The 20,519-nt window shown below is 62.0% G+C and carries 21 protein-coding genes; 6 read left to right on the forward strand and 15 right to left on the reverse strand.

The annotated features are described in order from the left end of the window. Positions 1-81: 81 nt before the first annotated feature. The 3 genes from TERRO_RS07250 to hxlB form a co-directional block, all read right to left on the reverse strand. Positions 82-531, reverse strand: a complete 450-nt coding sequence (locus TERRO_RS07250) for a low affinity iron permease family protein (RefSeq protein ID WP_014785347.1) — start codon at positions 529-531, stop codon at positions 82-84. Between the two features lie 138 nt (positions 532-669). Next, on the reverse strand, positions 670-1,302 hold the full coding sequence (gene hxlA / locus TERRO_RS07255) for a 3-hexulose-6-phosphate synthase (RefSeq protein WP_014785348.1): 633 nt from the start codon (positions 1,300-1,302) through the stop codon (positions 670-672). A gap of 76 nt (positions 1,303-1,378) precedes the next feature. Continuing rightward, a complete protein-coding gene (gene hxlB, locus TERRO_RS07260) occupies positions 1,379-1,960 on the reverse strand; it encodes a 6-phospho-3-hexuloisomerase (RefSeq protein WP_041592499.1) in 582 nt (193 codons plus the stop codon). Between the two features lie 281 nt (positions 1,961-2,241). Here hxlB and TERRO_RS07265 point away from each other — a divergent pair, with 281 nt between their 5' ends. Next, the gene (locus tag TERRO_RS07265) at positions 2,242-2,577 is read left to right on the forward strand and encodes a hypothetical protein (RefSeq protein ID WP_041592500.1); all 336 of its coding nucleotides are present in this window, start codon (positions 2,242-2,244) and stop codon (positions 2,575-2,577) included. A gap of 99 nt (positions 2,578-2,676) precedes the next feature. After that, positions 2,677-3,276, forward strand: coding sequence for an RNA polymerase sigma factor (locus tag TERRO_RS07270; protein WP_014785351.1), 600 nt, complete (start codon positions 2,677-2,679; stop codon positions 3,274-3,276). A 122-nt stretch (positions 3,277-3,398) separates the two neighbouring features. On the opposite strand, the gene TERRO_RS07275 is transcribed toward TERRO_RS07270, so the two are convergent. The 6 genes from TERRO_RS07275 to queA all read right to left on the reverse strand — a co-directional run bounded on the left by TERRO_RS07275 (position 3,399) and on the right by queA (position 9,407). Continuing rightward, positions 3,399-4,085 carry a MarC family protein gene (locus TERRO_RS07275; protein WP_014785352.1) on the reverse strand — a complete coding sequence of 229 codons (687 nt, stop codon included), beginning with the start codon at positions 4,083-4,085 and terminating at the stop codon, positions 3,399-3,401. 85 nt (positions 4,086-4,170) lie between these two features. Continuing rightward, positions 4,171-4,551, reverse strand: coding sequence for a hypothetical protein (locus TERRO_RS07280; RefSeq protein WP_014785353.1), 381 nt, complete (start codon positions 4,549-4,551; stop codon positions 4,171-4,173). A gap of 121 nt (positions 4,552-4,672) precedes the next feature. Continuing rightward, the gene (locus tag TERRO_RS07285; protein ID WP_014785354.1) at positions 4,673-4,918 is read right to left on the reverse strand and encodes a hypothetical protein; all 246 of its coding nucleotides are present in this window, start codon (positions 4,916-4,918) and stop codon (positions 4,673-4,675) included. Continuing rightward, positions 4,903-5,340, reverse strand: a complete 438-nt coding sequence (locus tag TERRO_RS07290) for a putative toxin-antitoxin system toxin component, PIN family (protein ID WP_014785355.1) — start codon at positions 5,338-5,340, stop codon at positions 4,903-4,905. The genes TERRO_RS07285 and TERRO_RS07290 overlap by 16 nt, the downstream gene beginning before the upstream one ends. After that, on the reverse strand, positions 5,337-8,198 hold the full coding sequence (gene polA, locus TERRO_RS07295; protein WP_014785356.1) for a DNA polymerase I: 2,862 nt from the start codon (positions 8,196-8,198) through the stop codon (positions 5,337-5,339). Before polA ends, TERRO_RS07290 begins: the two co-directional genes overlap by 4 nt. Before the next feature lie 63 nt (positions 8,199-8,261). After that, positions 8,262-9,407, reverse strand: coding sequence for a tRNA preQ1(34) S-adenosylmethionine ribosyltransferase-isomerase QueA (gene queA / locus TERRO_RS07300; protein WP_014785357.1), 1,146 nt, complete (start codon positions 9,405-9,407; stop codon positions 8,262-8,264). 74 nt (positions 9,408-9,481) lie between these two features. On the opposite strand from queA, the gene TERRO_RS07305 reads away from it, so the two are divergent. Then, positions 9,482-10,321 (forward strand): TIGR03435 family protein, encoded by an 840-nt coding sequence (locus tag TERRO_RS07305; protein WP_014785358.1) that lies wholly within the window; start codon positions 9,482-9,484, stop codon positions 10,319-10,321. Between the two features lie 4 nt (positions 10,322-10,325). On the opposite strand, the gene TERRO_RS07310 is transcribed toward TERRO_RS07305, so the two are convergent. After that, a complete protein-coding gene (locus TERRO_RS07310; RefSeq protein WP_014785359.1) occupies positions 10,326-11,006 on the reverse strand; it encodes a lysophospholipid acyltransferase family protein in 681 nt (226 codons plus the stop codon). A 107-nt stretch (positions 11,007-11,113) separates the two neighbouring features. Between TERRO_RS07310 and TERRO_RS07315 the strand changes: the two genes are divergently transcribed. Beyond that, on the forward strand, positions 11,114-13,030 hold the full coding sequence (locus TERRO_RS07315) for a PAS domain-containing protein (protein ID WP_245536244.1): 1,917 nt from the start codon (positions 11,114-11,116) through the stop codon (positions 13,028-13,030). Between the two features lie 44 nt (positions 13,031-13,074). Beyond that, entirely contained in the window at positions 13,075-13,866 is a 792-nt protein-coding gene (locus TERRO_RS07320; RefSeq protein ID WP_014785361.1) for a glycosyltransferase, read from the forward strand. On the opposite strand, the gene TERRO_RS07325 is transcribed toward TERRO_RS07320, so the two are convergent. The 4 genes from TERRO_RS07325 to TERRO_RS07340 all read right to left on the reverse strand — a co-directional run bounded on the left by TERRO_RS07325 (position 13,863) and on the right by TERRO_RS07340 (position 19,915). Further along, complete coding sequence (locus TERRO_RS07325) at positions 13,863-15,008, reverse strand: trans-sulfuration enzyme family protein (RefSeq protein ID WP_014785362.1); 1,146 nt, start codon at positions 15,006-15,008, stop codon at positions 13,863-13,865. The genes TERRO_RS07320 and TERRO_RS07325 overlap by 4 nt on opposite strands. Next, entirely contained in the window at positions 15,005-16,201 is a 1,197-nt protein-coding gene (locus TERRO_RS07330) for a trans-sulfuration enzyme family protein (protein ID WP_041593113.1), read from the reverse strand. Before TERRO_RS07330 ends, TERRO_RS07325 begins: the two co-directional genes overlap by 4 nt. A 154-nt stretch (positions 16,202-16,355) precedes the next feature. Beyond that, complete coding sequence (locus tag TERRO_RS07335) at positions 16,356-18,848, reverse strand: ATP-dependent Clp protease ATP-binding subunit (protein WP_014785364.1); 2,493 nt, start codon at positions 18,846-18,848, stop codon at positions 16,356-16,358. 332 nt (positions 18,849-19,180) lie between these two features. Beyond that, entirely contained in the window at positions 19,181-19,915 is a 735-nt protein-coding gene (locus TERRO_RS07340; RefSeq protein ID WP_014785365.1) for an ABC transporter ATP-binding protein, read from the reverse strand. 25 nt (positions 19,916-19,940) lie between these two features. Between TERRO_RS07340 and TERRO_RS07345 the strand changes: the two genes are divergently transcribed. After that, positions 19,941-20,222 carry a hypothetical protein gene (locus TERRO_RS07345; RefSeq protein WP_014785366.1) on the forward strand — a complete coding sequence of 94 codons (282 nt, stop codon included), beginning with the start codon at positions 19,941-19,943 and terminating at the stop codon, positions 20,220-20,222. Here the strand turns inward: TERRO_RS07345 and TERRO_RS07350 are convergent. Continuing rightward, positions 20,206-20,514: a hypothetical protein gene (locus TERRO_RS07350; RefSeq protein WP_014785367.1), complete on the reverse strand. Its 309-nt coding sequence runs from the start codon at positions 20,512-20,514 to the stop codon at positions 20,206-20,208. The genes TERRO_RS07345 and TERRO_RS07350 overlap by 17 nt on opposite strands. Positions 20,515-20,519: the final 5 nt, after the last annotated feature.

The raw sequence follows: 20,519 nt of genomic DNA on the forward strand, positions 1-20,519 counted from the left end.
GTCTACTTCCTTATCTTGTGAGCGGGCACGCTCCGGCGCTCCCGGGTCGTACTGTCAGTTTATGCGGAGTGTATTGCGGTTTTATGTGCGTTCGAGCGGAAGCCGCGATTCGGTAGCATCGGCTTTCAGCTCCTCGCACTCCGCTCGCACGGCTTCGTAGCCGGCGTGCAGCGCATCGAGTTCCAAGTCGCTGAGATTCTCAATATCGATCATCTGGTTGCGTGCGCGTTTGTGGGCGCGGATGAGTTCATCGAGCTTGAGGTTGATGGCGCGGGCATCGCGGTTCTGTGTGTTTTGGATGAGGAAGACCATCAGGAAGGTGACGATGGTTGTGCCGGTGTTGATGACGAGCTGCCATGCCTGCGAGTAGTGGAAGAGCGGCCCCATGACGGCCCAGACGACGATGAGCAGGACAGCGGCGCAGAAGGCCCACTTGGAGCCGAGCCAGCCGGATGATTTGGCTGCAAAACGCCCGAACCAGTCGTTGGTGGTGCGCACCTGTACTTCGAGCGGAACGTCATCCTGTGCCAAGCATCACCTTCCGTTTTGACCACACCACATGCGATGCGTGTTGGCTTCGATGAGTACGTATCGGTCGCGATGGCGGAAGGTGCAGGCAGAAAAAGGCGGACCAGCGATTGCTGGTCCGCCTGGGTTTGTTGCGGTGTTCTAGCCGAGGTTCTTGATCTTGGCGCGGAGAGCCTTGGCGGCTGCGCCGGGATCGGCTGCACCGTAGATGGCTGCGCCTGCGACAGCTACGGATGCGCCGGCGTCTTCAACTTCCGTGATGCGGTCGAGGTTGACGCCGCCTGCGACGGCGAAGGGGATGTCTGCGCCGCGGCCTGCTTCGAGGAGCTTGCTGATGGAGTAGCCGGCCTGCGCCTGCTCATCAAGACCTGCGTGCAGTTCGACGGAGTGGACGCCGAGCGCTTTGAGCTGCTTGACGCGCGTTGCCTTGTCGAGGACGCCGATGACGTCCGCGACGATGCCCTTATTGTGCTTCTTCGCTGCGTCGACTGCGCCGGAGATGGTGCTGTCACCGGCTGCTGCCAGGACGCTGACGAGGTCTGCGCCGGCCTTGAATGCCATGTCGGCTTCGAGGGCGCCTGCATCCATGGTCTTCATGTCGGCGAAGACGATCTTGTTGGGATAAGCGGCCTTCACGGCGGTGACGACGGCGAGGCCTTCTTGCTTGATGAGCGGCGTACCCAGCTCAATGATGTCGACGTGCTCCGCGACCTTCTCCAACAGCGTGAGGGCGTCCTTCGTGGACAGAAGATCGATTGCTACCTGAAGCTTCATGAAATAGTTCTCCTTCGAATTAGATGAGTGGGGGTTGCACGCGACTCTGCAGAAGCGCGAGGTGGCCGAAGATCGCCTACTCGAGGTTGGCGTGGCGTTTGAGGAGTTCTTCCGAGGTCTGCGGGCCGGACTTCCAGAGTGCGTGGAAGAGTGTGTCCATGACGAGGAGGACGGCCTGCTCGAAGAGGGAACCGGCGTACTGCTGGGAGGCGCGCTCGGCGGTGTCGGATTTGGAGGCGGCGGGGAGCAGGACGATGGCGTCGGCTAGCTGGCCGAGTTTCGACGCGGGTGCCGTGGTGATGGCGAGGATCTTCGCGCCGGTCTTTTTTGCTATTTCCGCTGCGTTCAGAACGGATGTCGTTGTTCCGGAGGCGGACGCGACGAGGAGGAGATCTCCTGTGGCGAGGGAAGGTGTTGTCGTCTCACCGGCGACGTAGGCCTGCAGGCCGAGGTGCATGAGGCGCATGGCGACCATCTTGAGCGCGAGGCCGCTGCGGCCGGCGCCGTAGAGGAAGATGCGCGGGCTGGTGAGGATGAGGTCTGCCGCGGTCTGAAGCTGGGTTGGGTCTACGGCGTTGAGGGTGGTCTGGACTTCTTCAAGGAGGAGGGTGCGGGCGGTGGTGAGGTCGTTTGTTTCGGGTGGGGCTTGGTGAGGCATGTTTGTTGGATGCGGTGATGTTCGTTTGGGCCAGCCGCGGTCGGTTGTGAGCGCGCGGATTCGAACGGTTGGGCTCCTGATTGTGGGGTGGCCGCGCGGGGTTATTGTGTGATCGGGACCCAGGGCGTTGCCCTGGGCTAGGATGGCACGGGCCTTCAGCCCGTCTTCGCGCTTTGCGCGAGTCTTCCCACTCATACGCTTTGCGTAGGAATGGGGCACCCCGGCGATTGTTTTACACTGCTCCTTGAGAGGGTGCGATGGAGAGGGCTGGATCCAGGGCGATGGGCCGGTGGTTGGTGGCGGCGGGTTTGCTGCTGCTTGGCCTTTTGCTGAGTGGGTTCAACTGCCCCGGCAACCTTCGCGACCATCTGCCGGCACGCGCTGAGGCTCGCGCTGCTTCTGCGCAGCAATCCCTTCGGCGCCAGTCGATTCAAAGCGAGATCAAGGTAGAAGTTGCGAAGGCTGCGCCGCTGGTGGCGCTGCTGCTTTCGCTGGTGCCTGCTCATCCGCGTGCAACGGCGGTGCCGGTTGCCGTGGTGGCGACTGCCGGTGACAGCAGCCTTTGGCTTATGCCGTATCTGTTTCGACCACCACCCGTAAGCATCCTCGTTCGGTAGCGATCTGGCTTCACACACTGTTGTGTTGTGAAGGCATGCGTGACCCGCGGAGCGCCCTGCTCCGCACGACAGCGGTGAACAGCCGCCGAGGAAATATTCATGCAGATGATGCCTGTTGTGATGGTTGACGGTGTCCGCTCATCTCTCACGGACTTTGCAACGGACGACCGTACGCGATTGATGGATGCGATGGTGAAGCACCGGAACTACCTGTACCGGATGGCCTATTCGATCGTGCGCCACGCGGAGGATGCGGAGGATGCCGTGCAGGCGGCTTACCTGTCGGCGTGGACGGGCTGGGCTTCGTTCCGCGGGCAGTCGACCTTGAAGACGTGGCTGACGACGATTGTGATGAACAAGGCGCTGAGTGAGTTGAGGACGAAGCGGCGGCAGACCTGCGTGTCGATGGATGCGGATCCGGCGCTGCTGGCGGATGCTGAGTGGCGGCTGTCGGCGGGGCAGGTGACACCGGAACAGCTTGCGATCCGGGAGCAGAGCGTGCGGCGGGTGACGGAGCAGATGGCCTATCTGCCGGAGCATACGCAGTGCATGGTGATGCTGCGGTATGGGCAGGAGCTGAGCGTGGAGGAGATTGCGCAGAGCCGCGGGACGAGCCGGGCTTCGGTAAAGGGACACCTGGTGCGTGGGTGCAAGGCTTTGCGGAAGGGTGTTTCGAGCCGGCGGATGTTGATGGCTTGAGTGGCGTCCCGGTTCAGCCTTGTCCTGGGCCGGGATTGTTTTCGCGCATTCGCGCGAAGGTCCCACTCATCCGCTTTGCGTATGAATGGGGCACCCGGTTTTGTGGCGCATTGTGGGCGTCGTCAGGGACGGGCGTGGAGGATGGATCCGAGCAGGAATGCGATGCCGTTCCATGAGATCTGTACGCCGATGCAGAGCAGGATGAAGCCCATGACGCGCAGGATGCCGTGTGCTGTCGCGGGCGGGATGGCCTTGGTGATGCGGGCTGCGTAGGCGTAGCAGAAGTAGACGGCAGCGCTGAGGACGACGATGGCGATGAAGAGACCGAGATGCGCGAGCAGGGCAGCGGTGCCGCGGTCGCCGGAGAAGCGCGCGCTCAGTGTGAGCAGCACGACGAGCGTGCCCGGGCCCGAGGTGACGGGAAAGGTGAAGGGATAAAAGGCCTTCTCCTGCAGATTGCCCAGCGCACCACAATCCTCGCCCAGTTGGGCTTCTTCGCGCTTATTGTCGGCCATGGCCTCCGAGTCTTTCGCGTTGAGGACACCCCAGCCGATGGCGGCGATGACGATGCCTCCGGAGACCTGAACGATGGGGAGGGAGATGCCAAAGAAGTGCAGGATCGCCGAGCCGAGCAGTTCAAAGATGCAGAGGAAGATGATGTTGTTGATGGCGATCTTGCGGGCCAGCGCTCGGTAGACGCCGGACGGCACCTGCCCGACTAACCCCAGGAAGACCAGGGAGGAGCCGAGAGGATTGATCAGTGGTAGCAGGGCCGTGAAGGCTATGAGAAATGAGTTCCAGACGGGCAAGGAAGTTTCCTCTGTGGATGATCGTAACCGTCGTGCAGATCAAACAAATTGGCTTTGCTCAGAGCGGGCTGCCGGAGGTAAACAGTTAGTCCCGCATCCTTTGCCAGAAAGACAGAGGTTTCACGTACAGGACTAGCTCGCCGGGATGCACTGCGACTTTCTGCGAACCGCAATTATTGGGTTCTGCCAAGCCACCATCAAGAATATTTTTCGTCGAAAAGCTGAAGCGCTCAAACTGTGGCGTCTTGGCGGTCTTTTCCCAGCAGGGTTGAAAGCCGAGTTGAATGTGCAACGTATCGGTATATGGCAATGTTGGAATGCCAGAACTCGCGGGAGCGAGAGACTCGTCCTGCTTTCCGGTTATTAGCAGGACATTCGCTCTTCCTTCGGAATCAAAGGCGAGCGGCAACGCGGCTCCTCTGAGATTGCTCCAGAGGTTCAACCAAGAGTGCTCGATTGGCTTCATGGTCCTTCCGTCGAGAAGAAGGACGGTGATGGACTGCGCAGCGACGGGCCTTATGGTCGCGACAGCCACGCATAGGGCTGAGATCAGAGTGGGCAGCTTGGCTTTTCGCAATGGCACGTTATTAAATCTCGTCCCCGGGCACGGGCGGGACGTCGGGGCGAGAGTCCAGCCATTCTTCGAGCGCGGTTCCGGTTGCGCCTTCAGCACGGCAGCGAAAGAATGCGCGAGCTCCTTCATCGGTATCCAGTCGGGACGCGACCGCCAAGCTGATCCACTGTTCGAGCGAAACACCGCTGAGACGTGCCTGCACCTGTGCTGCATGCACGATGCTGTCCGGGAGCGATACATTGCTTACTTCGGCTGCCATGGATGCGATCTCCTCAACTTGATGATATCGCCGGGCGTGAGGACGGCGATAGTGAATTGCTTCGGCACTGCAGCGAAGTCCCGCACATTGTGCGTGACGATGGCTTGCGCGTGGCCGTTTGTAGCTGCTTCGAGAACAAGTTCGTCGTCGGGGTCTGCCAGTTGAGGCTTCCATTGGTAGTCGATGCGAGTTGGCTCGATGATCGCTGCCAAGTCTTTTAGCATGGTTTCGAGAAATTCATGTGGGATACCGTGCTCTGGTCGCGATAAGACTTCTTCGTATTCGAAGAAGAGCGTTGCTGTCGCGACCATCCGAAACTCACCGGCGATGCACGCGCGCAAGAGCATGCTGCTTGCTCCATTGCGGCTTCGGTGGGCAGCGACGAGTACGGATGTGTCGAGCACTATGCGACTCGGGATCATTTCGCGTCCCGCCAGTTGGGGCCTTTGCCTACTTCGGCGACGATTGGGATGGAGAGCGATAGGACGCTCTCCATTTCGTGTTTTACGAGGGTGGTTACGGTTGCGGCTTCTGCTTCGGGGGCGTCGAAGAGTAGTTCGTCGTGGACCTGGAGGGTCATGCGGGTGGCTAGTTTCTGGTCGCGCAGGGCCTGGTCGATGCGGAGCATGGCGACCTTGATCATGTCGGCGGCGGTGCCTTGCAGCGGGGTGTTGACGGCGGTGCGTTCGGCGAAGCCTCGCATGTTGGGGTTGCGGGACTGGATGTCGGGGATGGGGCGGCTGCGGCCGAAGAGTGTGGTTACTTTGCCCGTTTCGCGAACGGTCGCGAGTGTCTCGTTGATGAAGTTCTGCACACCCTTGTAACGGTCGAAGTAAGTCTCGATGTACGTGCGTGCTTCCTTTTGATCGATGCCGAGTTGTGCTGCGAGGCCGAAGGGCGAGATGCCGTAGACGATGCCGAAGTTAACGGCCTTGGCGCGGGCGCGTGTCTCTTTCGACATGGTGACGGGGTCGACGCCGAAGACCTCGCTGGCGGTGAGTGTGTGGATGTCGATGTCGTTGCGGTAGGCGTGGAGGAGGAGCGGGTCCTGCGAGAAGTGCGCCATGAGGCGCAGCTCGATCTGCGAGTAGTCGGCGGAGAGGATGACGTTGCCGGGCGCTGCGATGAAGGCGGCGCGGATCCCGCGGCCGAGCTCGGTGCGGACGGGGATGTTCTGCAGGTTGGGCTGCGTGGAGGAGAGGCGGCCGGTGGCGGTACCCACCTGATTGAACGTGGTGTGGACGCGGCCTTCTGCGTCGGCGAGTTGCGGGAGCTGCTCGGTGTAGTTGCTGCGGAGCTTGGCGAGCTGGCGGTACTCGAGGACGAGGCGCGGCGCTTCGTGGTGTTCGGCGAGCTCTTCGAGGACGTCCTGCGCGGTGGAGACTACTTTGCCCTTGCCGTACTTCATCGGCTTGGGCAGTTCCATCTTACCGAAGAGGACTTCGCCGAGTTGCTTGGGCGAGTTGATGTTGAAGGTCATGCCGGCCATCTCGTGGATGCGGCTGGCCAGGTCGTCCATCATGACGGCGAGGCGGGAGTTCTGCTGACGGAGTAAGTCGCTGTCGATGCGGACGCCGGCTTTTTCCATGCGGAGTAAGACCGGGACTAAGGGTAAGTCGATTTCGTTGTAAGTCTTGTCTAACTCGCCCTCGGCGATTTGTTTCTTGAGGATGGGTTTGAGCTGGAAGACGGCTGCGGCGGCTTCGGGCAGGATGTGCTCGGGCGCGATCTGCTTCTTTTCGACGACTGTGAGTGCGCGGTCGTTGAAGCGTGCGGCGACGTCGCTGAGCTTGTGCGAGCCGTGCGTGGGGTTGACGAGGTAGCTGTAGAGCATGACGTCGTCGCGCACGTTGGCGATGGGCAGGTTGGCGAGTTCGCAGGTGCGGAGGACGGCCTTGAGGTCGTGGACGGTCTTGGGGATGGCGGGGTCGGCGAGGGCTTTGCGGATGGGCTCGGCGAGGTCGCTGCGGAGGTCGAGGAGCATGGCGGTGTCGGCAGTGGCGGTGATGCCGATGGGGAGCGGCTCGGTCTGCGGCGCGGCGAAGGGCTTCGGCTCGGTGGGGATGGTCATGCTGCCGAAGAGATCCATGTTGGTTGCGATGGGATCTTCTGCGGGGGCTTCGGGATCCAGCTCTGCTTCCGCGCCTGACTCTTCGGCGAGGGCTTGTTTGTCTTCGGGGAAGAAGATGGTTAGTCCTGCAAGTTCGGTGGCGGCCGGATCCCACGTCTCAGAAGCGAGACGTGGGGCACCCGCTTTAATCGGTTGCGCCGCTGCTTCGAGTAGAGCCGTGATGTCGGCGGCGGTTGGCTTCAGGATGTAGTCGACGTGGGCTGCTTCAGGGCTGGGCAGGTCTTTGAGGAGCGTGGTGAATTCGAGCTCGGTATAGAGGCTGCGGAGTTCGGCGAGGTTTGGTTCGTCGCCGGTGCTCATTGCCTCGATGGAGTAATCCACGGGTAAGTTGCAGTGGATGGTGACTAACTCCTTGGAGAGCATGACGGTGTCGCGGTTGTTCTGCAGCGACTCGCGGTAGGTCTTCTTCTTGATCTCGTCGGCGTGGTCGAGCGCGGCTTCGACGGAGCCCCACTGCTGGATGAGTTCGACGGAGCCCTTGTCGCCGATGCCGGGTGCGCCGGGGATGTTGTCGATGCTGTCGCCGCGCAGGGCCATGACGTCAATGACCTGGCGGGGTGGGACGCCGAGGACCTCTTCGACCTTGGCGGGGTCGAGGATCAGGTTGTCCTTGGTGGGATTGAGGATCTTTACGTGCTCGGTGACGAGCTGCATCATGTCCTTGTCGCTGGAGACGATGTAGACGGGGTAGCCCTCTTCGCTGAGGCGGCGGGAGAGTGTGCCGATGACGTCGTCGGCCTCGAAGCCCTCGTGATGCAGGATGGGGATGCCGAAGGCCTCGAGCGCGCGGCGGATGTAGGGCTGCTGCTGTGTGAGGTCGGGCGGCGTTTCGCTGCGGGTGGCCTTGTAGCCGGCGTAGTCGATCTCATCGAACTGCTGCGTCTTGATGTTGAACTTGCGGATGGTCTTCATGGCCGCGGCGGCTTCGTTGCGGTGCACGGGGGCGCCGCCCTCGTAGATGGCTGCGAGGTAGTGCGGTGCGAAGTCCTGCCGCAGCTTGTTGATCATATTGATGAAGACATAGGTCGCCGCGGTCGGGATGCCGGTGCGCGTGGACATGGGCCGCGATCGCTGCATGGCGTGGTAGGCGCGGAAGACGAAGGCCATGGTGTCAAGCAGGTATACGGGCGGCTTTTGTTCGGTCGGCATGGACTTCTAGTATCGCGCTTCGTGGGGCGAGTCAGCGAGTCAGCGACTTCGAGGGCACCCGGTTCAGCCTAGGAACATGCAGTCACCGTAGGAGAAGAAGCGGTAGCGCTCGTCTACGGCGTGGCGATAGGCGGCCAGGACGTTTTCGCGGCCGTGTTCGCCGGCGAAGGCGCTTACCAGCATCAGCAGGGTGGATTTCGGCAGGTGGAAGTTGGTCAGCAGGGCGTCGACCAGCGCGAAGCGGTGGCCGGGTTGAAGGAAGATGCTGGTGCTGCCGGAGTGGGCGTGGAGCTGGCTGGTTGCTGCAACGTGCTCGAGGGTGCGGGTGGTGGTGGTGCCTACGGCGACGATGCGGCGATGGTCGGCCTTCGCGCGGAGAATGGCGTCGGCGGTGGCGGCGGGCAGCGTGTAGTGCTCCTCGTGTAGGCGAATGTCTGAGAGGTCGTCCGCGCGGACAGGTTGGAAGGTGCCGAGGCCTACGTGAAGGGTTATGTGGGCGGTTTCGACTCCTCTTTGCCGGATCTGGTCGAGGATCTGCGGCGTGAAATGCAGGCCGGCGGTGGGCGCTGCGGCGGAGCCGTGGGTGTTGGCGCCGGCGTAGACGGTCTGGTAGCGGGTGCGGTCTTCTGGTTCGTCGTCGTTGCGGCGGATGTAGGGTGGCAGCGGCATGTGGCCAAGGCGGTCGAGCGTGCCGAAGAAATCGGGTGTGGGAGCGAACTGGAGGGTTCGTTCTCCGAACTCGCCAGCTTCGATCACATCGGCTTCCAGGGAAGACGCGCTTTCGCGCGGGTTCCATTCATTCGCTTCGCGTAGGAATGGGGCACCCGATTTTCTGGCTGTTGGTTGCTCTTCGAAGATGAGGCGCTCGCCTACGGGGACTTTGCGGCCTGGTTTTACGAGGGCTCGCCAGCGGCCATCGCCTAGCGGTTGGGTCAGGAGGACTTCCACGTGACCGGTGGGCGATGGTGAGTTTGCCTGGGTGCGGAGGCCTGCGCGGCGGGCGAAGAGGCGAGCCGGGATGACTCGACTGTCGTTCATGATGAGCAGATCGCCGGGCTGCAAGAGGGACGGGAGGTCGCGGAAGTGACGGTCGGCGAGTGCGCCGGTGGTGCGAGCGACCGTCATCATGCGCGAGTCGCCGCGTTCCGCGGGTGGGTGCTGCGCAATCAGTTCGGGCGGAAGGTCGAAGTCGAAGTCAGTTACGCGCACATCTTGATTGTAAGTAGCTCGCGTTGTGTGGTGCCGGGCGTCCTATCATCACTCAAAAAGTGTGAGGAGTCCTCTTGTTCAAGCTTCGAAGCGGTTTAACGGCGTGTGGCGTTGTCGGCTGTCTGTTGATCGCTGGACCTGTCCCGGCGCAGGTTGTGGCGGAGCGGCCGAGCTTTGAGGTGACGACGGTGCGGCCGGCGAAGCCCCTTGATGGTGGGCAAAGCTGGCACACGGAGAACAATCGCAGCATCATGGAGAACTTCACGCTGCGGCAGCTGATCCGGAACGCGTACCGGCTCAAGGTGGAGTCGCAAGTGCTGGGCGGCCCGGAGTGGATCGACAAGGAACGCTTTGACATTTCGGCGAAGATGGATGACGAGGAGTTCCGGAAGATGAAGGCACTGCCATCCTCGGAATCGGGCCGTATCAGTGGTCTGCTGCAGCAGTCATTGCTGGCGGAACGCTTTGGCCTCCGCGTTTCTGTTGAGCAGCGATCCATGCCGGTGTATGCGCTGGTGGTGGATGGTGGCGGGAGCAAGTTGGCCGCGTCTGTCGATCCTCCGGCGAAGGAGGGCGAGCCGAAGCCGGAGGCGCAACACAGCATGATGATCCATAGTGGTGATCACGGCACGCACCTGGAGGCGAAGAGCATTACGATGGCGGACGTTTCCGGGATGCTGTCGGATAAGAACGAAACGGGCCGGCGTGTGGTGTTGGATCAGACCGGACTGACGGGCAACTACGATTTCAAGATGGATTGGGCGCAGGACAATGGCTCCGGCGCTCCCGCGGATGCGACACAGCCGGGGTTGATGACGGCGCTGCGTGAGCAGCTTGGGTTGCGGTTGGAGAAGCGTGAGGCTGAGGTGCCGGTGGTGGTGGTGCAGTCGGCCAGCAGGCCTCAGTTTGACTGAGCGCTTATGCTTCTGCGCTGAAAACGGCTTCTTCGAGGGAGTGCTGCAGGGTCTGTGTCGTCGGAGCCTCCACTGGTGGCTGCCATGCGATGCGGACTCGGCTGAAGGGTTTGGGGATGAGGAACCGGTCCCAGGAGCGTAGAATCCATGCGGACTCCGGGTGCAGGTGGAAGCAGGATGCGGTGCTGTTCGCGCGTCTTGCGATGGCGGCGGCGCCGTCCTTTGCGATGTAGACGGGACCGCGCGGGCCGTCGGCGGTGATGGCCACTTTGTGGTCTGCGGCGCGGGCGCGGGTGGCGGCGAGCAGGCCTGCGGCGCCGCCGCGGGAGCTTGAGCCACGGATCGGCACGAAGCCAAGGCGTTCGACGAGCCGGGCGATGAGTTCGCCGTCGAAGGATGCGGAGATGAGGATGCGGATGCCGAGGCCGCGGTAGCGCCACGCTGCGAGCAGCAGGGCGCGATGCCAGAAGACATAGACTTCGGCTTCCTGCGGGAAGTGGTCAGCGGGGCGGGCGCCGGGTGCGTAGCGTTCTTCAAAGCGCAGCGTCGATCCCAGCAGGTGGAGCAGCGCGGATGCCAGAGGGGGCACTACCGCGAGTAGCAGTCGCTGTTGGCGTGTGAAGTTCAGGTCGCCGGGCTGGTTGCGCGGCGGGCTGTCCTGGGGTGTGGAGGGCACGGGAACCATTGTAGGTTGCCGGGGACGGCACCCTGCGTGGACAGTGCAATCCGATGGCGTGGCATCCCATAGACTGTTTGCAAGCCCTTCCCCGCATGAGCGATACAGAACCCAGAGTGGATACCACCCACAGCGACTCCAAGTCGACAGAGGCGGTGCTGGCCGTGGACGTGAGCGGGGACCTGCGCTTCATGCTGGATCAGCTGCCGGATGGCGTCATCTTCATGGATGAGGCGTGGCGGATCACCTATGCGAATGAGCAGGCTCGGCGCATCAGCCGCATTCGTCCGGAGGATCTGAACAGCAAGTCTCACTGGGAGCTTTATCCGGCGACCGTCGGCACGGAGCAGGAACGGCGATACCGCCGCGTGATGTACGAGCGGGTGATTGAAGAGTTCGAGGTTTACTACGAGCCGTTCGACGTCTGGATCAAGCTACGAGCGCTGCCAATTGCCAGTGGAATGGCGGTCTACTACCAGGATGTGACGGAGCTGAAGCGGGCTCAGATCGAGGCAGCGTCGGTGACGCGACGGCTGGAGCAGGTGTTCGATGCGACCTCAGACGCCATTGCGGTACTGAACCGTGAGTGGCGTTATACCTTCCTGAATCAGCGTGCGGCCAAACTTCTGCAGCCGGATGGACGGGAACTCATTGGGCAAACCATGTGGAACATGTTCCCGGAGACTGTCTTTCCCGGATCGCCGTTCGTCGAGAACTTCTTTCGGACGATGAATGAGGGCGTATCAACCGTCTTCGAGGCTTACTATCCGGCGCCGCTGAACTCGCACTTCCAGGTGGAATGCCAGCCGTCGCCGGAGGGAGTGGTCTTCTTCTTCCGCGATATCACCGAGAGTAAGCGTGCTGAAAAGGCCCTGCGCGCGGAGCAGGCGGAGACAGAACGTCAGCGCGCTGAGTTGGAGGCGATCTATCGCACAGCGCCGGTGGGGCTGATCCTGTTTGAGCCGAAGGAGCTGCGCTATCTGCGCATCAACGATCGCCAGACAGAGATGATGGGCCTGTCGCGAGAAGAGGTTCTGGGGCGCCGCGTCGAGGAGATTGTGACGTCTCCGATTGCGCTGGAAAACTTACGCAAGGTCGCGGCGGGCGGTGTCGTAACGGACTTCACCTTTGAGACTGCATTTGTGGGGCGACCGGACGAGACGCAGGCCTTCAATGTGAACTATTCGCCCGTGCTGGATGCGGATGGACAGGTTCGCGCTATCAGTGTGGCCGCGCTGGATGTGACGAAGCTGCGGAAGGCGGAACGGGCGCTGATCCAGAGCGAGAAGCTGGCGGCCGTGGGCCGGCTGGCATCGTCGATCTCGCATGAGATCAACAATCCGCTGGAAGCTGTGACGAACCTGCTGTACCTGATCGCGACCGACGAGGTGCTGCCGCCGTCGTTGAAGCCGTATGTGCATGCGGCGCAGGACGAGCTTTCGCGAGTGTCACAGATTGCGACGCAGACGCTGCGCTTCCATCGGCAGTCGAACAAGCCGACTGCAGTGACGCCTGCGCAACTGGTGGACGCGGTGCTGAATCTGTTCGCCGGGAGGCTGTCGAACAGCGGGATTCACGTGGAGGCCTCGTACTCTACGGCGACGAAGATCGTCTGCTTTGAGAATGACATCCGGCAGGTGCTGAATAATCTGATCGCGAATGCGATTGACGCGATGCGGACGGGCGGACGGCTGCTCGCGCGGGCGCATGATGCGCATCATGGCGGGCTTGAGGGTGTGCGGATTCTTGTGGCGGACACCGGGACGGGCATGTCGGTGGAGACGCAACGGCGACTGTTCGAGCCTTTTTATACGACGAAAGATCTGAATGGAACCGGGCTTGGGCTTTGGATTTCGAAGGAGATTGTGGACCGGCATGGCGGCGATCTGCGCGTGCGGTCGACACAGAACGGGAAGATGCATGGGACGGTCTTCTCACTGTTCCTACCCAAAGAGCCCCCTGCGGTTGCGGCGTCGAACAGTGCGCCGTTAAAGAGTCCTGCCGTGGTAAAGGGCGAGGGCCTGCTGCGATAGGATTACGGCTGTGCCTCGGCGCAGAGAAGGGAAGCGAAGCCAGGATGGATGCAACATTGCAGGCAGCCCTGCCTTGCACGCTGGTGGTGCCCTGTTACAACGAGGAGCAGCGCTTTCATGACGATGCGTTCGCGGCCTTTCTTGCTGCGGAGCCTGAGGCTCACCTGCTGTTTGTGAATGATGGCAGCCGCGACGGTACGCTGGCACGTCTACATGCGTTTGCTGCGCTGCATGGGGATCGATGCAGTGTGCTGGATGTGCAGCCGAATGGTGGCAAGGGGGAGGCGGTGCGGCGCGGGATGCTGCATGCGTTGCGTACGGCTGCGAATGGCACGCTGGTTGGCTTTTGGGATGCAGATTTGGCCACGCCGCTGGATGCTTACGCGGATTTTCGCCTGATCCTGGAGACGCTGCCGGAGATCGAGATGGTCTTCGGGTCGCGCATTCAACTGCTGGGACGTCATGTGAAGCGCAATGCTATGCGGCACTATGCGGGCCGCGTCTTTGCGACGACGGTTTCGCTGGCGCTGGGATTGCCGATCTACGACTCGCAGTGTGGAGCGAAGGTGTTTCGGGTGTCAGGGGTCTTGCGTGAGGTGCTGGCAATGCCCTTCGTCTCGCGATGGATCTTTGACGTTGAGGTGCTGGCGCGATTCCTGGCGGTTTGGCGGGCTGGCGGTGCGCATCCAGAGACGCGCATCTACGAACTGCCGCTGAAGGTCTGGATCGATGTGCCGGGATCAAAAGTCCATCTGAGTGACTTCTTCCGATCGTTCACGGACCTCATCAAGATTCGCAGCAGCTTTCCGGCTGGGCGCGGCCCCCGGGGCCGTTAGGACCTTAGGCGTTCGAGCTGTGTGGTTAGGTCTGCGATGAGGTCGTCGGCGTCTTCGATGCCGCAGGAGATCCGTAGCAGGTCTTCCGGGATGCCGCGCTGGGCTCGCTGTTCTGTGGGAACGCTGGCGTGGGACATCGCGTACGGGATGCTGATGGACGAGTTGACGCTGCCGAAGCTGACGGCGATCTTGAAGAGATCGAGGCCCTCCGCGATCTGCTTTGCAGCTTCGGGGGATCCTGCGCGGAAGGTGAGCAGAACGCCGGCGCCGGTGGCCTGCCTGGATTGCACGGCGTGGGCCGGGTGATCGGGCAGGCCGGGGTAGGCGACCTCAAAATGAGGGTAGTTCTGTTGCAGGTGTTCGGCGATGCGCTGGGCGTTTGTCTGCTGCGCGTCGATGCGGAGCTTGAGCGTCTTGAGGCCGCGCAGCAGGAGGAAGCAATCCATGGGGCCGAGGGCGGTGCCTTCAGCGTTTTGGAGGAAGTAGACCTCTTTCGCGAGAGCCTCGTCCTTTACGACGACGATGCCTGCCATGACGTCGCTGTGGCCGCAGAGCAGCTTGGTGCCGGAGTGGATGACGATGTCGGCGCCGAGTGCGAGCGGGTTCTGCAGGTAGGGCGACATAGCTGAGCTGTCGACGCAGAACATGACGCCACGATCCTGCGCAACGCTGGCGAGCGCCTGAAGGTCCAGGACGCGGAGCAGTGGATTGGTCGGAGACTCGACGTAGAGCATGCGGGTTGCGGGCCGCATGGCTTCGCGTACGGCTTCGATGTCGGTTCCATCGACGAGTCGGACGGTGACGCCGGCGCGGCGCACCACGCGGTCGAAGAGACGGCTTGCGCCGCCGTAGAGATCCCAGTCCGCGACGATCTCATCGCCGGCCTTGAGGAGCCGCGTGACGGTAGCGATGGCTGTCATGCCGCTGGAGAAGGCGAAGCTGCGAGAGCCGCCTTCGAGTTCCGCCATGTGATCTTCGAGCACGCGCCGGGTGGGATTACCGGAGCGCGAGTAGTCGTACTCGCCGAAGCTGTCCGCGTGTTCCTGCTCGAAGGTTGCCGTCTGGTAGATGGGCGTGGCCATCGGCCGGAAGGGATCCTTGGGCGCAGGGTCGAAGTGGACGAGGCGCGTGGCTGTCTTCATTCGCCACTTCCGGCGGCGTTGCCGTTGAAGGTGGCGGCGAAGGCCTGCTCGAAGTCCTTGATGAGGTCCTTGGGCGACTCGAGACCGACGGAGAGGCGGATGAGGCGGTCGGGGATGCCGAGTTGTTCGCGCTGCTCCAGCGGTAGATCGCAGTGCGATGCGGTGGCCGGGTTGGTGACGAGCGTTTCGACGGAGCCGAGACTCTCCGCGCAGGTGCAGAGGCGTAGTGCGTCGATGAAGTGGAGCGAATCGACGGTGTTGGCTTCAAGCTCGAAGGAGAGCATGCCGCCGAAGCCGGTCTGCTGCTTTTCAGCGAGGGCCTTCTGCGGGAAGGAGTCGAGGCCGGGATAGTTCACCTTGTGAACCATCGGGTGCTGCTCAAGCCAGGTGGCCACGGCCATGGCATTGCTGCAGTGCATGGCGAGACGTGCCGGCAGCGTCTTGACGCCTTGGAGTGCGAGCCACGCGTCGAAGGGCGGCTGGATGCTGCCGATAGTCTTGCGGACGAGGCGCATGCGCTCGACGAGCGCCGTGTTGTGCGTGGCGAGCGAGCCGCCGATGGTGGCGTTGTGGCCATCGATGTACTTGGTCGTGGAGAGCATGGAGACGTCTGCGCCGAGGTTGAGGCAGTTCTGCAGCAGCGGCGTCAGGAAGGTGTTGTCGACGGCGACGAGTATGTCCTTGTGCGAGTGCGCCATGTCGGAGAGCGCGCGAACATCGCTGAGCTTGAGCGTCGGGTTCGCGGGCGTTTCGAGGAAGAGCAGGCGGGTGTTCGGCTTAATCGCCTTCTCGGTGTCTTCCACGCTGGCCGTGTTGGCGAAGGTGTACTCAATGCCGAAGTTGCCGAGCACCTGGTGGAAGAGGCGCGAGGTGCCGCCGTAAATGACATCGCTCAAAACGACGTGGTCGCCGGCCTTCAGCATGGAGAGGCAGAGGGTCGTGATGGCGGACATGCCGCTGCGGAAGCAGAGCGCGTTCTCGGTGCCTTCAATGGCGGCGATCGCCTGCTCCAGCGCGTTAACCGTTGGGTTGGCGCCGCGTGAGTAGCCGTATCCCTTAGTGACGCCCACGCTCTCGTGGATGTAGGTTGCCGTCTGGTGGATGGGGAAGAGGATCGAGTTCGACTGCTTCTCGTAGCTCCGGTTGCTGTGGATGACGAGTGTCGATGGATCGAAGTCCGGGCGGTCTGGCAAATGCTTCTCCCTGCGCGCGGCCGTGAGCCGGCACATCAATCTTCTTATTTCAGCACATACGTTGGATCGCTGACGCTGGCGTGGCGATTCGCGGATCCTGCAAAAGAGAAGGGAGGCCGGTTGGCCTCCCTTCTTGTGTTGGTTTTCGAATGGTCTAGACGATGGCGAGTGCGGCGCCTTCCATCTGCTCATCGCCTTCCTGCGCGACGGGACGGTAGAAGAGCTTGTCGCCCGAGAGGTAGACCTCAAGGAACGCGGGCCGTGCCGTGATCTGGCCTGCGATCAGGGCTTCAGAGAGCGGGTCTTCCACGTAGCGCTGGAGGGCGCGGCGTAGCGGACGGGCGCCGTAGCTGCGGTCGACGAGCGTCTTGTCGAGGATCCACTTCTTGGCCTCGTCGTTGACGCTGATGGTGATGGCCTTGTGCACCAGGTTGGTGTTCAGGTTCTGCACCAGCAGCTCCAGGATCTGCATCAGGTCTGCATCCGACAGCGACGTGAAGACGATGATCTCGTCCAGGCGGTTGATGAACTCAGGATTGAAGGTACGCTTCACTTCCTGCTTCACCATCTCCTCCATCTTTTCAAGGACAATCTCTTCCTTGTTCGAGGCGAAGCCGAGGCCTTCACGCTTCATCAGGTGCTTGGCGCCGATGTTCGACGTCATGATGAGGATCGTGTTCTTGAAGTCGACAGTGTTGCCCAGGCCGTCGGTCAGGTGGCCATCTTCAAAGACCTGCAACAGCAGGTTGAAGACATCCGGGTGCGCCTTCTCGATTTCGTCGAGGAGCACGACCGAATACGGCGACCGCTTGACGCGTTCGGTGAGCTGACCGCCCTCTTCGTAACCGACGTAGCCCGGAGGCGAACCGATCAGCTTGCTGATCGAGTGCTTCTCCATGAACTCCGACATATCGAAGCGGATGAGGCTCTTGTCGCTGCCGAAGAGGAACTGCGCCAGAGTGCGCGCCATCTCCGTCTTGCCGACGCCAGTTGGTCCGAGGAAGAGGAACGAGCCGATAGGACGCGCAGGGTTCTTCAGGCCCGCGCGCGAACGCCGGATGGCGCGGGAGAGGGCGCTGATCGCCTTCTCCTGGCTGATGACACGCTTGTGGAGTTCTTCTTCCACGCGCATCAGCTTCGACATCTCTTCTTCCTTCAGCGAGTTGATGGGTACGCCCGTCCAGCGGCTGACCACGTCCTCAATGTCTTCCTTCGTCACAATGCCCGAGGACGAGTCATCGAGGTGGTACTTGTCACGCAGGGCGCGAAGGTTCTCACGCTCTTTCCGCTCTTCGTCGCTGTAGAAGCGCGCCTTCTCGAACTCGTGGTTCGCAATCGCGTTTTCCATGCGGTGGACGATGAACTTGATGCGCTTCTGCACCTCGGTCAGCTCTTCGGGCAGGGTGGTCTGGCGCAACTTCACGCGAGCGCCCGCCTCGTCGATCAGATCGATGGCCTTGTCCGGCAGGAAACGGTCCGGGATGTACCGCGAGGAGTGCGTCACAGAGAAGGTAATGGCCTCATCCGTGTAGCTGACCGCATGGAACTTCTCGTACTTGTCCTTGATGCCCATGATGATCTTGATGGCATCTTCTTCATTCGGTGGCGGCACCTTGACGGCCTGGAAGCGCCGTTCCAGCGAGCGATCCTTCTCGATGGACTTGCGGAACTCGGCCGGTGTGGTTGCACCGATGCACTGGATCTCGCCGCGCGAAAGTGCGGGCTTGAGGATGTTGGCTGCGTCGAGCGAGCCCTCAGCAGATCCAGCGCCCACCAGTGTGTGCAGCTCGTCGATGAAGACGATGCTGTTCTGGTTCTCCATCAGTTCTTTCATGATGGTCTTCAGGCGCTCTTCAAACTGGCCGCGGTACTTGGTGCCGGCGACGATCAGAGAGAGGTCAAGCGACAGGACGCGCTTGTCCGCCAGGAAGCTGGGGACTTCGCCGTCGGCGATCTTCTGTGCGAGGCCTTCTACGATTGCCGTTTTGCCCACACCAGGCTCGCCGATGAGGACCGGGTTGTTCTTGGTCCGGCGGCAGAGGATCTGGATGACGCGATCGACTTCCGTGTCCCGGCCGACGAGCGGATCCAGCTGCTGATCCATGGCGGCCTGGGTCAGGTCGCGGGAGAACTCTGCCAGCATGCTCTGTTCGCCACCGCCGCCCTGTTGCTGGGCTCGACCCTGCTTGCTGCCGCCCTGCTGCTGTGCTGGCTTCTCCTGCGTGGTGCGCTGGAGCTCCTCACGAATGGTGGGCAGGCGCAGGCCACGCTCCATGAGGATCTCTGCGGCGAAGCACTTCTCTTCGCGCAACAGACCCAGCAGGAGGTGCTCCGTGCCGATATGTTTGTGGCTCAGCCGTTCTGCTTCTTCCGCGGCATAGGCGAGCACACGCTTGCATTCGTTGGAGAGGGGGAGGTCGACGGAGGTCGATACCTTCTCGCGAATGGTCGTATGTCCTTCAATCTGCTTGCGGATCGATTCCACCGAGGCGTGCGAGCGGAGGAACCGATTGGTCAGCGCCTTGTCTTCGCGGAGCAGACCCAATAACAGGTGCTCCGTCTCAATGTAAGGCGAGCCAAACTGACTTGCTTCGTAACGCGCAAAGAAGATCACGCGCCGCGCTTTTTCGGTATAACGCTCGAACATGCTCCCCCTTAGCCCTCGACCAACGGCGTGCTGCCGTCTGTGAGGCCATTGGTTCACCCGCTCGTTCCCGCATCACGCACCAAAGCGTCCGATGCGGGAACCCCTAGAACAAACCTCGCCGATATGCACGCCGGCGAAGCTGCTCCCACATCTCAAAGTGCGTCCAGTGTACCGAAAGCGGCAGACCGGCCGCATTTGCCCTCGAACTTAGGCAAAACCTTATCAGGGCGAACACACTCCTGAAACGTGATTATTGGACGCGTCCTGTGGGAAAACGATGCGTAACCCCTGCGGCGTGGCGCATTGTTGATGGCGCAGGAATCCCGTGTGGGTCAGACTTGCAGGTTCGTCGACGCCAACTCCACCAGACGGCCGTCCCGAAGCACTAGCGTCCGGTCGCACCGAGCCGCGATGGCCATGTTGTGCGTGACCATGACGGTGCTGATGCCGTGCGAGGTGTGCAGCCGGTCGAGCAGATCGAAGATGGCGTCGCCGGTGGCGGCATCGAGGTTGCCGGTGGGCTCGTCGGCGAGCAGGAGGCGGGGTTCGGTGACGAGCGCGCGGGCCAGGGAGACGCGCTGCTGCTCGCCGCCGGAGAGTTCGCCGGCGCGGTGGGTTGCGCGGTCGGCCAGGCCTACCTCGGCGAGCCACTGGCGGGCTTTCTGCCGGGCCTCGGCTTGGGAGGTGCCGCGGGTAAGTAGTGGCATGGCGACGTTCTCCTCTGCCGTGAACTCCGGCAGCAGGTAGTGCGCCTGCCAGACGTAGCCGATGGTGCGGTTGCGGAACTCGGCCTGGTCGGCGGGTTTGAGGGCGGCAAGGGAGGTGCCGTGGATGATGACATCGCCGGAGGTTGGGGAGTCCATGGCTGCGAGGAGATGCAGCAGCGTGCTTTTGCCTGCGCCGCTGGCTCCGACGATGGCCAGCATTTCGCCATGCGCAACGGTAAAGCTAAGTTCGCGGAAGAGGACGAGTTCGCCACGGCCGGTGGCGTAGCTCTTGGTCAGCGATTCCACGCGGACGAGCGGTTCGGTCAGGTCTGGCGCGTTGAGTGGTTTGGCGTCGGGCATCTATCCTCATCGTAGAGGAGACACGATGCATCCTGCCGTTGAAACCTTCCTGGCGAAGCCTGCGAGCGACGCCGCTGCCGGCCCGTTACGGGCTTTATGGCATGCCGCCCATGGCGACTGGACTGCTGCGCACGAGATCGCGCAGGCGAGTGAAGACCGGGATTCGGCATGGGTGCATGCGTATCTGCATCGCGAAGAGGGCGACCAGTGGAATGCGGAGTATTGGTATCGGCGGGCTGGGAAGCCTGTTTTTAAGGGGTCGCTCGAGGACGAGCGCGAAGCGATGATCGCTACGCTGCTTCGCTAGTCGGCTTCTCGGTCTTGATGAGGCCCATCATGGCTTCGATCTTGACCAGGCGGACTTCCAGATCGTGCTCATTATGGAGCGATTTAAGTTCGGACAGAATCCGTTCGTGACGCTCAGCGGCTATCTTCTCCGCCTGAGCGAAGCGATCCTGCTCGGTCTTGTCAGCCGCGGTGAGGCGGCGGTCCACGTCGTCGAAGCGCTTTTCAAGCGCAGTGAGGCGCACGTCAATGGCTCGGAGTTCGGGTGCGACAAGGTCCTGCAGAAGCTTCCGGTTGTCCTCGACCACGCTCATGCGGC

The sequence above is a fragment of the Terriglobus roseus DSM 18391 genome (genome assembly GCF_000265425.1).
Classification (GTDB): domain Bacteria; phylum Acidobacteriota; class Terriglobia; order Terriglobales; family Acidobacteriaceae; genus Terriglobus; species Terriglobus roseus.